The sequence below is a fragment of the Candidatus Azobacteroides pseudotrichonymphae genomovar. CFP2 genome (assembly GCF_000010645.1).
GTDB classification, from domain to species: Bacteria; Bacteroidota; Bacteroidia; order Bacteroidales; family Azobacteroidaceae; genus Azobacteroides; species Azobacteroides pseudotrichonymphae.
The window spans coordinates 955354-971192 of the sequence record NC_011565.1; the positions used below are offsets into that span (position 1 = coordinate 955354).

General features: G+C 32.9%; 11 protein-coding genes and 1 pseudogene. 7 read left to right on the forward strand and 5 right to left on the reverse strand.

The genetic code is table 11. The features are described from left to right. Nucleotides 1-115 precede the first annotated feature (115 nt). Nucleotides 116-853, forward strand: a pseudogene (gene trmB / locus CFPG_RS05545) (tRNA (guanosine(46)-N7)-methyltransferase TrmB); the annotation flags it as partial. 66 nt (nucleotides 854-919) lie between these two features. After that, nucleotides 920-2248 (forward strand): ATP-binding cassette domain-containing protein, encoded by a 1329-nt coding sequence (locus CFPG_RS05550; RefSeq protein ID WP_265348065.1) that lies wholly within the window; start codon nucleotides 920-922, stop codon nucleotides 2246-2248. Nucleotides 2249-2290: 42 nt separating this feature from the next. Here the strand turns inward: CFPG_RS05550 and glgP are convergent, their stop codons facing one another. After that, complete coding sequence (glgP, locus tag CFPG_RS03795; RefSeq protein WP_012573684.1) at nucleotides 2291-4855, reverse strand: alpha-glucan family phosphorylase; 2565 nt, start codon at nucleotides 4853-4855, stop codon at nucleotides 2291-2293. Between the two features lie 26 nt (nucleotides 4856-4881). Beyond that, on the reverse strand, nucleotides 4882-6537 hold the full coding sequence (locus CFPG_RS03800; RefSeq protein ID WP_012573685.1) for a glycogen/starch synthase: 1656 nt from the start codon (nucleotides 6535-6537) through the stop codon (nucleotides 4882-4884). Nucleotides 6538-6641: 104 nt separating this feature from the next. Between CFPG_RS03800 and CFPG_RS03805 the strand changes: the two genes are divergently transcribed. Further along, nucleotides 6642-7430, forward strand: a complete 789-nt coding sequence (locus CFPG_RS03805; RefSeq protein WP_012573686.1) for an amidohydrolase — start codon at nucleotides 6642-6644, stop codon at nucleotides 7428-7430. Nucleotides 7431-7565: 135 nt separating this feature from the next. Here CFPG_RS03805 and dxs read toward each other — a convergent pair whose 3' ends face one another. Next, nucleotides 7566-9464, reverse strand: coding sequence for a 1-deoxy-D-xylulose-5-phosphate synthase (gene dxs, locus CFPG_RS03810; protein WP_012573687.1), 1899 nt, complete (start codon nucleotides 9462-9464; stop codon nucleotides 7566-7568). Nucleotides 9465-9716: 252 nt separating this feature from the next. Next, nucleotides 9717-11141: a CCA tRNA nucleotidyltransferase gene (locus CFPG_RS03815; protein ID WP_012573688.1), complete on the reverse strand. Its 1425-nt coding sequence runs from the start codon at nucleotides 11139-11141 to the stop codon at nucleotides 9717-9719. 610 nt (nucleotides 11142-11751) lie between these two features. On the opposite strand from CFPG_RS03815, the gene CFPG_RS03820 reads away from it, so the two are divergent. Together CFPG_RS03820 and ispF are read left to right on the forward strand one after the other, a co-directional pair. Then, nucleotides 11752-12372 carry a fumarylacetoacetate hydrolase family protein gene (locus CFPG_RS03820; protein WP_012573689.1) on the forward strand — a complete coding sequence of 207 codons (621 nt, stop codon included), beginning with the start codon at nucleotides 11752-11754 and terminating at the stop codon, nucleotides 12370-12372. A 32-nt stretch (nucleotides 12373-12404) separates the two neighbouring features. After that, complete coding sequence (gene ispF, locus CFPG_RS03825) at nucleotides 12405-12908, forward strand: 2-C-methyl-D-erythritol 2,4-cyclodiphosphate synthase (RefSeq protein WP_012573690.1); 504 nt, start codon at nucleotides 12405-12407, stop codon at nucleotides 12906-12908. Nucleotides 12909-13467: 559 nt separating this feature from the next. Here the strand turns inward: ispF and CFPG_RS03830 are convergent. Beyond that, nucleotides 13468-13653 (reverse strand): hypothetical protein, encoded by a 186-nt coding sequence (locus CFPG_RS03830; protein ID WP_041572428.1) that lies wholly within the window; start codon nucleotides 13651-13653, stop codon nucleotides 13468-13470. Between the two features lie 191 nt (nucleotides 13654-13844). Between CFPG_RS03830 and CFPG_RS03835 the strand changes: the two genes are divergently transcribed. Together CFPG_RS03835 and CFPG_RS03840 are read left to right on the forward strand one after the other, a co-directional pair. Further along, nucleotides 13845-14717 carry an electron transfer flavoprotein subunit beta/FixA family protein gene (locus CFPG_RS03835; protein WP_012573691.1) on the forward strand — a complete coding sequence of 291 codons (873 nt, stop codon included), beginning with the start codon at nucleotides 13845-13847 and terminating at the stop codon, nucleotides 14715-14717. A 3-nt stretch (nucleotides 14718-14720) separates the two neighbouring features. Next, nucleotides 14721-15740, forward strand: a complete 1020-nt coding sequence (locus CFPG_RS03840) for an electron transfer flavoprotein subunit alpha/FixB family protein (RefSeq protein ID WP_012573692.1) — start codon at nucleotides 14721-14723, stop codon at nucleotides 15738-15740. Nucleotides 15741-15839 lie beyond the last annotated feature (99 nt).

The window sequence follows — 15839 nt, forward strand, 5'->3', positions numbered from 1 at the left end:
AATTCCCACACATATCGTTTATTCAATTAGTATTTCCAATGAAATCAACAACATATCAACTATCCAATTTAATTTTTCATATGATAGAAATCTACAAAAAACCATGTAAACAACTATGAGAAAAAACAAACTACAAAAATTTAAAGAAATAGAAAAATTTTCGCATGTTTTTCAATATCCTTACATCACTCTACAAAAAAAAAGCTTTGAAATGAAAGGGAAATGGTGTGAAAAGTTTTTTCAAAACAACTATCCAATTGTTCTTGAACTTGGATGTGGGAAAGGTGAATACACAGTTAGTTTAGCAAAAATGTTTCCAAAAAAAAACTTTATTGGAATAGATATTAAAGGAGCAAGAATCTACTCAGGAGCTAAACAAACATTAGTGGAAAATTTAGATAATGTGGCATTTTTGCGTACTCGTATAGAACTTATCAACCATTTTTTTACACAAAATGAAGTATCGGAAATATGGCTTACTTTCCCCGATCCACAACCCAAAAAAACAAACAAAAGACTTATATCTGCTCGTTTTATACAAAATTATAGTAATATTTTAAGAAATAATGGAATCATTCATTTGAAAACGGATAGTTATTTCTTGTTCAATTATACCTGCGAAATAATTAGAGCTAATAATTTCCAAATATTGTTTCAAACAGACGATTTGTACCAAAATTGCCTAACAAACAAAGTGCTTTCTATTCGAACTTTTTATGAACAACAATGGATTGACAGAGGATTGAAAATCAAGTACATTTGTTTCCTTTGCCAACAAAGGAAGAATTATATTGAACCAAAAATAAATATCAAATTGGACAACTATCAAAGTTATGGTAGGAATAATCATTCTATTTCCAAAAAACATTTTCTCACCCTACGGAAAGTAGTACCATGTATTCACAACAAACTACCTTTTTTGAGATCTCTTTTTTGGAAAATTAATAAGGGAGAAACATGGTCCATCATTGGAAAAAATGGAAGTGGAAAAACATTACTAGCAAAAATTGCAGCTGGCAAATATAGCCTTGCTGGAGGAGAAATCACCTATTGTTTTTCAGAAAAACCAGAGAAGGCAATCAAAATAATCAGCGTCCAATCAGTATACTCACTTGCCGATTTTTGTAAATCTTACTACCAACAACGTTTCAATCATACAGAAACAGACCATTCTCCTTTGGTTACTGATTTATTCTGTTTCGAACAAATAAAACAGATCTTTGATATTGAAAAATTAATGTCTAACAAACTTATTCATTTGTCAAGTGGTGAACTTTGGAAACTCTTGATTGCAGGAGTCTTACTTGAACATCCTAGTATGATTATTTTTGATAATCCTTTCGTTGGTTTAGATATTAATGGACGTCGACAACTAAATGAAATTTTTTACCTTTTATATAAAAAAGGTATTCAACTAATATTTTTGACACCATCTTGTAACGATATCCCTTCGCTTACATCTCATATTTTGGAAATAAATAAAAGCTCAGCCTCTACTTTTAAAACAAGTAAATGGAAACCACAAAAAATAAAAAATAAAGAAATTCTATCTGTTGATTGGCATTTATTCCCTCCATCCATTTTCAATAACTCAAAAGTGATAGTAAAAATGGAAAACATAGATATAGTCTATAAAAAGAAAACCATTTTACAAAATATCAACTGGGAAATAAAACGAAATGAAAAATGGGCTCTTTTAGGTGTTAACGGTTCTGGAAAATCGACTTTAATTAGTTACATCTGTGCAGATAATCCTGCTTCATATAATAAAAAACTGATATTATTCGATCGCAAACGCGGTACAGGCGAAAGTATCTGGGATATAAAAAAACGAATTGGTTTTACCTCTCCAGAAATGCATCTTTATTACAGAAATTCTATCACTTGTAGACAAGTGATAGAATCTGGATTTTTTGATAGTGTTGGCTTGTGGCACAGACGCACTGAACAACAAACCATTCTTACGGACTATTTATTTGATTTGTTTCGTATTGATTTTTTGAAAAATTGCTCCTTTTTACGAATTTCCTCTGGAGAGCAAAGATTAATACTTTTTGCTCGTGCATTGGTCAAAAATCCAGAATTATTAATTTTAGACGAACCTTTTCATGGACTAGACGATGAGAATAAACATCGATGCTTGCAAATCATAGAAGCATATAATAAACAACCAAACAAATCACTTATTTTTATCACCCACCAACCGGAAGAAATCCCTCCCAGCATTAATTTATTTTTCCATTTGTAAAAGTCTTCTCACGTTTTAAATTGAGAAGACTTCTACAACTTTCTATATGTGAACCCATTTTACATAAGCGAAATCCATTCGATGAGGCAAATCCTTGTTAAAAGGATGGATCCTAACCCCATACTTGATAGTACCAGGATGAGAAACCGGTAACTTAACCGTAAAATATAATTTACTCCCCTCAACTTTCTCCAAAGTGCCAGCTTCTATTGTAATTGATTCTTCACCTACCCCATCCTCTCTTAATTGGACAATTTCCAATCCTAAATCAGCACGAAGATCGTGCTTATCTATTACCATATCCATTGAAATAGCACTACCAACTTCTATTCCTTGATTAAAAATACCTTCATCATAGTTAATAGAAACCACTTCAATTTCACTCCAATGATCTGCAACTTCTTCTTTCCATGCTGCCAATTCCTTAGCTTTAGAAAAATTATCCCGTTTCAACTTTTCAGAACGATTAGCAAGGTTATTATAATAACGTTCAATATAGTCATCAAACATGCGTTTAGTTGTATAATAAGGAGCAATTTGAGCAATGGATTTCTTTATATACTGTATCCATCCAACAGAATAACCCTTACTATTTTTAGCATAATAAAGTGGGATAATTTCATTTTCTAACAAGGAATAAATAGTAGCTGCATCCAACTGATCTTGAAATTCATTGTTTTCATAAGTACACTTATCAGTCAATGCCCAACCAGCACCTTCTCGGTAACCTTCATACCACCAACCATCCAAAACTGAAAAATTCAATACACCATTCATTTCTGCTTTTTGTCCAGATGTACCAGATGCTTCCAAAGGTCGAGTAGGAGTATTCAACCAAATATCTACTCCAGAAATCAAACGTTTAGCTAAACGCATATCATAATTTTCAAGGAAAATGATTTTGCCTAAAAATTCAGAACGACGAGATATGTCTACAATACGTTTAATTAAATCCTGTCCTCCCCCATCGGCAGGATGTGCTTTCCCAGTAAATATAAATTGAACAGGATAGTACGGATTATTTAGAATTTTAGCAAGTCTATCCAAATTGGTAAACAATAAGTGTGCCCGTTTATAAGTAGCAAAGCGCCTTCCAAAACCAATCAAAAGTGCATTTGAATCAATTCTATCTAATATAGAAACAACCTTAGAAGGATCACCCTGATTTTTTAACCAATTATCCTTGAATGAATCTTTAATATAATTCACCAATCGTTTCTTCAATGTTGTGCGAATATTCCATATTTCTTCATCTTCTACCTGATAAATTTTCCCCCAAGTTTTAATATTAGACTGATCTTTATAAAAGGACTGATCAAAATGTTTCTCATAACATCTACGCCATTCAGAAGCAGCCCACGTAGGCATGTGAACTCCATTAGTTACATATCCCACATGTAATTCTTGCGGATAATAACCTTTCCATAATGGAGCAAACATACGTTTGGATACTGTTCCATGTAGTTTAGAAACCCCATTAGCTTCTTGACAAGTATTCAGTGCAAAAACACTCATAGAAAATTCTTCCTGACTACCAGGATTAGTTCTACCCATATCCATAAAATCTTGCCAACTGATACCTAACTTGTCAGGAAAATGATCCATATACTTGCGAAATAAATTTTCTTCAAAATAGTCATGCCCCGCTGGTACCGGAGTATGGCAAGTATACAAAGCAGAGGCTCTTATAACTTCTAGAGCTTGATTAAAAGTCAATTTACTGTTTTGAATATAATCTACCAAACGCTGAGCATTAATTAAAGCAGCATGTCCCTCGTTACAATGATATAACTGTTTTTTTATACCCAGCTTATTTAATAACATAATCCCACCTACACCCAAAAGATATTCTTGTTTGAGACGGTCTTCTTTACTTCCACCATATAAACGAGAAGTAATGCAACGATCCCATTCACTATTTTGTTCCAGATCAGTATCTAACAAATACAATTTAATACGACCCACATTCACTACCCATACATATGAATATACAACGAATGAATTGTAAAAAACATCCAAAACTAGTGGTTGGTCATTTTTATCCATTACCTGCCTAATGGGAAGCTGATCAAAATGTTGTGCTTCATAATTAGCAATTTGCTGTCCATCTATAGACAGAGACTGTGTGAAATAACCATAACGATACAAAAAACCTATTGCAGTCAGATCAGCACGAATATCGCTGGCTTCTTTTATATAATCACCTGCTAAAATTCCCAACCCTCCCGAATAAATTTTCAACACATGGCTCAAGCCATATTCCATACTAAAATAAGCAATGCTCGGTATATTTTTGTTATAAGGTTCATTCATGTAATCCTCGAACGTACTATACAACATTTTGATTGATTCCATCAAAGAAGAGTCTTTTGTAATAGCTTCCAAACGAGAAAATGGAAGACTTTGCAGAAATAGGACCGGATTCCCCTCTACCCTATTCCAGAGTTCTTTATCTATAAAAGCAAACAATTCCATTACTTCATAGTTCCAAGACCACCATATATTATGTACAATTTCATCCAATATTTTTAATTCATTAGGCAATTTGAAATGAGCATTACACTCCTTCCACACAGGTTCATTTGCACAATTTGCTCTGATTCTCATAATTTTTTTTCTATTTAAATTATTAACTACAATTTCCTTAAAGCAACGTCATAAGCTTGCAAATAATATTTGATGAAATGAGACCAAAATGCTTTCTTCGATAGAGCACAGGAGGTTCTTTGTATATTCAATATTTGACTGGAATCATATTTCGTAATATATTTCACGATTATATTTTTAATAGCTTCAGCTGTTTCAAAATAATTATCATCTGTCCTCTCTACAACTGCAACCCCCAAATCTAGAGTATCACTTTTTGCTCCTTTTGATTTTGCCCATATACCAAATCCTGTAAGATTGGTCGTGATAGTTGGAATATGAAAAGCTATACTTTCTAATGGCGTATATCCCCATGGTTCATAATAAGAAGGGAATACTGTTAAATCCATCCCTATTAATAAATCATAATACACCATATTGAAAATACCATCTTCACCATTCAAATATGAAGGGACAAAAATAATTTTCACTTGACTATCATCCTCATTTGTAAAATTCAAATAATAAAGATATTCGCAAATAGGATCATTACACAAAGGCCCCACTAGCTCATGTGTAATAAAAGGACGAGGCAAAGGGAATTGAGAAGAAACAGCGTTTTCTAAACGTTCCTTTAAATCCGCCCTAGCACCCTGCAAACATGCAGGAACCAATACAAAAGCAATGATTGGACGATCAAAATAAGTTTTTTTTAGCCTATAAATAGTTTCAATAAAAACATCAATTCCCTTGTTTTTATATTCGTATCGTCCAGCAGTTGCCAACAAAAAAGCATTTTCAGGAATGGATAACCCTATTAATTTTTGAATAACATTGATAAGTACACTACGCGCCTTCACCTTTTTTGTTTCAAACATTTTTCCTTTTGGAACAAAATCAGAATCAAAACCATTTGGAATAATTATATCAGGTTTCTTTTCTAACAATTGAGTACATTCCTTTCCCGTAATCTCACTTACAGTTGTAAAGCAATTAGCATAAAAAGCTGCTAGTTTTTCAAGAGTATGTTTACCTTTTATATTCAATTCAGAAGCCATCTGATCACCATTGTAATTGGATAATTGGCCATACAAAGGTTTGTTGTTAGCACAAATAGAACGACCAATAGAAGTCGCATGAGTAGTAAAAAGCGTTGCAACAGTCGGAAGATATTTATGAATATAAAGCACTGCCATTCCAAGCATCCATTCATTCAAATGAGCAATTACTTTTTTACCCTGTAATTGCAAAAAATGATAAAGGCTTTCTATCACTTTACTAGTAGCATAGGCAAACATACAAGAATCATCGTAATCTCCATAAGCAACAGTGGAATCAATATGATATTTTTCCCACATTTGAAAATAGATGATATCTTTTTCTTCGTAGAAAGGCAAAAAATCAACTAAAATAGTAATTGGTTTGCCAGGAATATTCCAATAACCCACACGTACCTTTAACCCTTCCTGCTCGTTAGCATACTTTCTCCATGAATCTAATATTGTTTCACTTTCAATAAATTCAATATTACTTTCTTTTTTATGTAAAAAAGGGCCAATAAAAAAAATCTTATCTTTTTTAAAAAGGTTCAGTAGAGTCCGCACTCGTGTCGACAAAACAGTGTAGATCCCTCCTACCTTGTTACAAACTTCCCACGAAGACTCGAAAATATAATCAGGAGCCAACATCTCATGAAACGCCATATAAAACTATTTTTTTATAAAAAAATTAAAGATATGAATTCTACTTAAAAAACAAAACAGCTTAAATTCCTATAATTAACCCGAATTGTGATATTTTTACTCCTATGAATGTGAATGGTCTTCGTATCAGTATTATCCAGTTGGAAATTATTTGGGAAGACAAAGAAAAAAATATAAAAAATTATCAGTCTTTTATTTCTCAATTAAAAGGTAAATCCGATTTAGTCGTTCTGCCAGAAATGTTTGCTACAGGATTTTCTGTAAGTGCAAAACATCTACCAGAAACTAACACAGATAAAATTATGCAAACCATTCTCTCTTGGTCAAGAGTATTTGATCTAGCTATTTCTAGCAGCTTTTTAGCAAAAGACAAAGATGGTAATTTGTTCAACAGAGGATTTTTTGCTACTCCAGAAGGAAAAATTCATTTTTCAGATAAAAGGCATCTCTTTAGAATGAGTGAAGAAATTCATCTTTTTAATCCAGGGGAAAATTATAACATTATTCCTTATAAAAACTGGAATATTCGATTAATCATCTGTTATGATTTGCGTTTTCCCGTTTGGACCCGGAACAAAAATAACGAATACGACCTTTTACTCTGTGTAGCTAATTGGCCTAAAACTCGAAGTAATTCATGGGAAATCCTATTGAAGGCCAGGTCCATTGAGAATCTATGCTACACCTGTGGGGTAAACCGAATTGGACACGATGGAAATAATATTTCTTACCAAGGCGGCTCCATGCTTTTAAATTTTAAAGGAGAAATAATTTTAGAAGCAGGAAAAGATCAAGAATCAGCTCTCACAACTACTATTTATAAGGAAAAATTGCAAGATTTTCGAAACAAATTTCCTATATGGAAAGACGCTGATTCATTTAATTTTTCATAATCATAAAACTTTTTCTATCTGATACTCCCAATATTTATTTTTAATTTCACACAAATGAAATATAGCAAAGGCGAGTAGATGTTCCCTGTTCAGGACAGAGGGGGAGATCGGATGAATGGAAAAATCTACTTAATATTACTTTTCTTCAATTAAACATTTAACAATACTTTTGATATCCATGCCACATAGTTTATATAATTCAGCAATAGTACCATGTGGAATAAATTCATCAGGAACACCTATTTGTTTAATTTTTGGATCATATCCATTTTGAACCATAAATTCAATAACAGCTGTTCCCAGCCCCCCCTTAATAGTCCCATCTTCAATAACAACTACACACCGATAATTCTTACCTATCTCATGCAATAATTCCTCATCAATCGGCTTTAAATAAATCATATCGTAATGAGCTACACTAATGCCTAATTTTTCAACTAAACGGATAGCCTTCCTTGCCAAATTTCCGATAGTACCAATACTTACAACGGCAATTTCTTTCCCTTCTTTAAGTTTACGTCCCTTTCCAACAGGTAATGCTTCAAATGAATATTCCCAATTCTTCAATTCTCCATATCCTTTCGGATAACGAATAACAAATACCCCCTTAGCATTAGGTTGTATAGCTGTAAACATTAGATTTCGCAGATCTTTTTCATTCAATGGAGCCGTAATTGTAATATTTGGAATACAACGCAAATAGGCTAAATCTAATACTCCATGATGCGTAACCCCATCTTCACCTACCAATCCGGCTCTATCCAAACAAAGTATCATATTCAGATTTTGTAAAACTGCATCGTGAATAATATTATCATAAGCCCGCTGCATAAAAGACGAATAAACATTACAGAAAGGAATCATACCTTCTTTTGCCAATCCTGCTGCAAAAGTAATAGCATGTCCTTCTGCAATACCTACATCAAAAGTCCTATGTGGCATCTCCTTCATCAAAAAGGTCATAGAGCACCCACTAGACATAGCAGGCGTAACTCCTACAATATTATTATTCATTCGAGCTAACTCAACCAAAGTATGCCCAAATACATCTTGATATAAAGATGGGAGATTTTCTGACCAAACCTTAATGCGTTCTCCCGTTTCAGGATTAAATTTACCCGGTGCATGCCATACATCTGCTTTGTTTTCCGCTGGCCCAAATCCTTTTCCTTTTACAGTGCAAACATGCAATAATTTAGGACCTTTCATACTTTTAATATCTTCAAAAACCTTAACTAACTCCTTAATATTGTGACCATCTATTGGACCAAAGTAGCGAATGTTAAGTCCTTCAAAAATATTATGTTGTTTCGTCAAAAGTGCTTTCAAACTATTGGTAAAACGAAGAATGAACCCCCTTTCTCTCTCTTTGATAATACTATATTTTTTAAGAAAATTATATAATTTGAAACGAATGGTATTATAGGTATACGAAGTAGTAATTTTAATAAGCGACTGGCTTAGTCCCCCTACCGAACGGTCTATAGCCATATTGTTATCATTCAGAACTATCAATAAATCATTTGGGTTAGAAGAAACATTATTTAATCCCTCAAACGCCAACCCTCCAGTTATGGACCCGTCTCCAATAATTGCTACTATCTTCCTATTTTCTCCCTTCAACCAAGAAGCAATAGCCATTCCTAATGCAGCAGAAATAGAATTGGAAGCATGACCTGCAATAAAAGCATCATATTCACTTTCTTGAGGATTAGGGAAACCGCTTATTCCTCCTAACTTACGAAGTGTATGAAACGATTCCCGCCTTTCTGTCAGTATCTTGTGACCATATGCTTGATGTCCTACATCCCATACAATTCTATCATACGGAGTATTAAATACATAATGCAGAGCGACTGTCAATTCCACTGTCCCTAAATTAGAACCTAAATGACCTGGATTTTCTGACAAAACTTCAATAATATATTCTCTCAATTCCTTACATACTTGCTCAACTTGCTCTATTGCTAATTTCCGTAAATCTTCTGGAGAATTTATTTTAAATAATAACGAATAATCTGAAATCTTCTTCATTGAAAAAATTATTATATAAAATCAATAGATAATTCTAACTTATGTAGAACAATATTATGGAATAATTTTCATTCAAATTTTTCATCACAAACAATTAGCGATAATAGGTTTTTGTAAAAAAAATGATTAGTTGATCAGAAAAAAACCATCTAATTTTTTTGACTTTAAATTCACACAATATTTCAAAAAAAGTATCTACTAATCCAGCCGAAATGACAATATGCCTAAATTATCTGCACAAATTGTTAAAAGTTAATCCTCTACAATTCCTCTCTGTTTTGCTAAATTGATTAAATAATTATGAGCAGCTTCATATTCATTTGGAATCTCTCCATCCAATATAGCCTCCTTGAGTGCCAATTTTAACTCTCCTATTTTTTTACTTGCAGGCAAAGAAAACATTTTCATAATCTCCACTCCATCTATTGGAGGTTGAAAATTTCTCACCCTATCCTTTTCCTCTATACTCTTCAACTTATTTCGTACCAGCTTGAAGTTATAAAGAAATTGTTTTACCTTTCCCAAGTTTTTAGAAGTAATATCAGCTTCACAAAGCATCATCAAATCATCAATGTCATCGCTTGCTTCAAATAACAAACGACGAATAGCCGAGTCCGTTACCTCGTTATCTGACAATACAATAGGACGCATATGTAGAAAAACTAGCTTTTCCACGTATTGAAGATTATTATTGATTGGCATTCGCATACGCCTAAAAATTTTTTTCAACATTTCTGCTCCTTTACACTCATGCCCATGAAAAGTCCACCCGCATCTATAATTAAATCGTTTAACAAGGGGTTTACCAATATCATGGAGCAAAGCTGCCCAACGTAACCATAACTTATTACTCACTTTAGCAAGGTTATCAACAACAGCTAAAGTATGATTAAAATTATCCTTATGACCAATACCTTCTCTAGTCTCTATCCCTTTGAGAGCTGTAAGCTCGGGAAGAATGAGACGTAATAAACCAGTTTTCTCCAAAAGTTCAAAACCCACCGAAGGGCGAGGAGAAAGAATAATTTTGTTCAATTCATCCACTATGCGTTCTCTTGAAACAATATTTATCCTGTTACAATTATTTCCTATAGATTCAAAAGTCTTTGATTCTATAAAAAAACCTAATTGCGAAGCAAAGCGAATTGCTCGCAACATTCGTAAAGGATCATCTGAAAAAGTAATATCTGGATCAAGGGGTGTTCTAATAGAACATTCTTCCAAATCAGTCAATCCATCAAAAATGTCTATCAACTCTCCAAAACGATTTTGATTAATACATATTGCTAATGTATTAATCGTAAAGTCCCTACGCTTTATATCGTCTTCCAAAGATCCTTCTTCCACTATAGGATTACGAAAAGCCCAACTGTAAGATTCTTTTCTTGCCCCCACAAATTCTATTGCTATATCCCTATATTTTAATTGAGCTGTACCATAATTCTTGAAAAGAATAAGACTGGCTGACCCTAAACTCTTAGCAACTTCTTTCGCTAAAGAAATTCCGTTACCTACGCAAACAACATCAATATCTTTAGATAAACGATGAAGAAATATATCACGAACAAACCCACCGATAACATATGCATCCACTCCCAAAGTATCGGAAGTAGAAGTCAAAACTCTAAAAATAGGATTGGTTTGAAGTTTTTCCCTTGAAATTTGAATGCTGCTCATAACATCCGTATTTTACGAAAAAACCATAGAAAATTGATATCTAATAAAAAAACGTCAGAACTTCCTAAAATTATCATGGTTAACGAAGCTAATTTATTCAAATTAGGAAGAACATCTAACCTCTCAAAAAAATAAAGGATACAAAGTATAAAATAATATATTCACAAAATACATAACAAACTTTGCATTGCATTTGTTGATTTATGGCATATATCCAGATATCCTTCTTAACATATAAGAAAAATATGCTATAATCCAATAATATTTCTCTTATTCATCAGTACAAATATTATGTATGGAGATAAAACAATAAATTTTTCACCACTTCATTCTAGTAAAACAAAAAAATAAACGCAAATAAAATCCATTTCAAAAGTGAGAAAGCATTCTTTCTAGAGATCTATTTGCTGAATTCTTTTTTCAGACATATCACAACAACAATATATATATAATTCTATAGCAATGTTACTCATATAGCAATGTTACTCATATATTTGTATCGTTTTGCTAAAAACAAAACGTTTTGAAAACTTTGGTCTCTCAAATGAGTTAAAGATGCAACCATCTTTTGAAAACTCTCATTATAAATGTAGAAAAACTAAAATAATCTATGAAAATTATTTGTGTGGCTTTAAATTATACTTCTCATAATGATGAAATACATAAGGATAAATTGACAATAAAAGAACCAATCATTTTTATGAAGTCTGATATCTCTTTGCTGAAAGACGGGAACCCGTTCTATATTCCTAATTTTTCATCAGAAATTCAATACGAAACAGAAATTGTAATACGAATTGATCGTCTGGGTAAAAACATAGCCCGCCGATTTTCTCACCGTTACTTCAAAGACGTCACGATTGGTATTGATATAACAGCAAGAGATTTGCAACAACGTTTTAGAGAATCGGGGTTACCCTGGGAGCTTTGTAAATCCTTCGATAATTCAGCAGTAGTTGGTACATTTATTAAAATAGAAGAACTGAAATGTAATATAAATCAATTGCCATTTCATTTAAATATTAATAATAATACAGTTCAAAAAGGAAATACATCAAACATGATATTCAAAGTAGATGAAATTATAGAATATGTAAGTCAATTTATTACACTCAAAATTGGAGATTTGATCTTCACAGGTACACCAGTTGGCACCGGAAATTTAAATATTAATGACCATTTACAAGGATATATTGGGGACAAGATGCTGCTCGACTTTTATGTAAAATAAAAAAATATGCACTTGATTTCATTTAAAGAAATATGAAAATACGTATAGGATTCGGATATGATGTACATCCGTTAGTGATGAACTATAATCTATGGTTAGGTGGAATAAAAATACCCTACGAAAAAGGTCTGAAAGGACATTCGGATGCCGATGTACTCATTCATGCTCTTTGTGACGCCCTATTAGGTGCTGCTGACATAGGTAACATTGGAACAAATTTTCCCAATACAAATAAAAAACTTAGAAATATTGACAGTAAAATCTTGCTAAAACAAACGATGTCCTTCATCTATTCTAAAAATTACGAATTAAACAATGCAGATATCACCGTTTGTATCGAACAACCCAAGCTTAATCCCTTTATTCCACAAATGAAAACTTGTCTTGCCGAAATTATGCAAACTGATAAAGGAAACATTTCCATTAAAGCAACCACTTCTGAAAAAATGGGCTTTATTGGAAGAGAAGAAGGGATAGCAGTTTTTGCTACTGTACTTATAACACCAATAAATGAGATAGGAATAAGTTGCCAATAATCGCTGTCTTTTCTATCGCACTGGAAAGCAGACTTCTATCCAGATTTCTTCCCACAATCGACTTACTATACTTGCATAAGTGATTCAATGATATCAGATATGTATCACATACATACTAAAGTACATCCCCCACTACGAGCCCATTCCATTTATTTGATTATTACTACAATAATTCGGAATCAATATTAAATCCAAACAAGAAATCGTACCTACTATTATGTACTCGTACGAATGATATTTCTATCCTTGATAGAAATATAGAAACCTAAAAATTGCATATGTCCATACTGCAAGAAATCAAAATAATGCTTGCAATGATTAAATTTTTAAGAAGCCGAAAACACTGTTTAATTCTGCAAATTTATAAACTATGTCTGTTATTCAGTATCACTGCGCTTTTACTTTATTATGTACAAAGCCACAACAAATAATCCAACTTGTTTTTTTAATAAATTTTACGAACCGTTAAAATTTTTATATTTCTATAGTTAATAATAAATATTTTTCTCGATATAATGATCATACACCGAGAAAAATCAAAACTATAACTCACTTATCCTCATAATATATAGCTATCTATATGTTTCCGATTTACCTTACGAAACCATACTCTATCTTCCTGCGGGGTCTTTTTCAATTGGGGATAATTCCTAACCGTTATTTTCCCGAATTGGCTTTCACTAATTTCAGTTCTCAAGCTCATTAGAACTGTCCCAGTTTCCAATAGATCAACATTTATATCCATAACTTCGCATGAGATAAGAATGAGTTAAATAATATTCGCTTTCATTCGCTTAAAATATCTTAACAATCAAAATATATTTCAAAAGCATTACAAACAGCTCTTTGTTTATCATTGATAAATATCTACTTTTACAACCTTCTCCTATTTTAATAGGAAGTATAGGAATACTTGAATTATTTATTTATTATATCATGAGCCTAAGAATTATTGTATTAGCAAAACAAGTACCTGACACACGTAATGTAGGAAAAGACGCGATGAAAGATGATGGAACGATTAACCGCTCTGCATTAGCTGCCATATTCAATCCAGAAGATTTAAATGCTCTTGAACAAGCTCTTCGTTTGAAAGAACAGTATTCTGATTCTACCATAACTTTATTAACAATGGGGCCGCCTCGTGCAGCCGAAATTATTCGCGAAGGGTTATTTAGAGGAATCGATAACGGTTATCTTCTCACCGACCGTGTCTTTGCAGGTGCAGATACACTAGCTACTAGCTATACTTTGCACATGGCTATCAAGAAAATTGGCAACTTTGACATAATTATCTCCGGACGTCAAGCGATAGATGGAGATACAGCACAGGTAGGTCCACAAGTAGCCGAAAAATTAGGTATTCCCCAAATTACTTATGCTGAAGAAATTCAATCAGTTAAAAATGGCAAAATTTTTATAAAACGCCGTTTGGAACACGGAATAGAAATAGTGGAAGGGAAATTACCTATGTTAGTAACGGTTAATAATTCTGCTCCTGAATGCCGCCCGAGAAATGCACGACTGATTCAGAAATATAAGTATGCAAAAACTCCTTCTGAAAAGGAAACAGAAAATAGAATTTACGTAGATCTCTATAAATCTCGTCCTTATCTTAATTTAATAGAATGGAGTGCTTCCGATATAGGAGTCGACAATAAACAGTGTGGACTTTCAGGATCTCCTACAAAAGTAAAAAAAATAGAAAATGTTGTTTTTCAAATAAAAGAGAGTAAAATACTTGATTCTTCTGATATACAAATAGAAGAACTGATAGTAGAATTAATGACCAATCATACAATCGGATAATTTATGAATAATTTATTTGTATATCTTGAGATAGAAAACAATATAGTAGAGGACGTCAGTTTAGAACTACTTACCAAAGGTCGTTCGTTAGCAAATCAATTAAAATGTCAATTAGAGGCTATTGCTGCTGGAAACCAGTTAAACAAGATTGGAGAACAAGTATTTCCTTACGGAGTAGATATGCTACACATCTTTGATGATGCCCGCCTATATCCTTATACATCTCTCCCTCATACTTCTATATTGGTTAAACTCTTTAAAGAAGAAAAGCCACAAATAGTCTTGATGGGAGCTACAAACATTGGCAGGGATCTGGGACCACGTGTTTCTTCAGCTTTGTCCAGTGGATTAACAGCTGACTGTACATCTTTGAAAATTGGCAATCATGAGGGGAAAAAAGAAGATAAAACTTACGCTAATCTCTTATACCAAATTCGTCCAGCTTTTGGAGGCAATATTGTAGCAACTATTATTAATCCAGACAATCGGCCACAAATGGCAACTGTTCGTGAAGGTGTAATGAAAAAAGAAATTTACAATGTCTCTCATAGAGGCAAAATAGTCATCCATGAAACTGCCAAATATGTTTCCAATTCTGATTTTGTAGTGAGAATTGTTGAGAGGCAGATTGAATCTTCAAAGACAAACGTCAAAAATGCCCCTATTATTATTGCTGGTGGTTATGGAATGGGTTCGAAAGAAAATTTCGGATTGCTCTATGATTTGGCAAACACCATTGGTGCTGAAGTAGGAGCTTCCCGTGCTGCTGTAGATGCTGGTTATGCTGAAAATGAGCGACAAATTGGACAAACTGGAACTACTGTTCATCCCAGATTGTATATTGCTTGTGGTATTTCTGGACAAATCCAACATATTTCTGGTATGCAGGATTCTTCTATGGTTATTGCTATTAATAATGATCCAAATGCACCCATCAATGCTATTGCTGACTATGTAATCATAGGAAATGTTGAAACCGTTATTCCAAAGATGATTCAGTATTACAGAAAGAATAGTAAATAAATGTAAGGAAATAGAATACAAAAAAGTTTCTATAAAAAGCCAAAGGTGAAATTTACATCACCAAAAATTATAAATCAAGAGACAATCTACTCTAAAGTA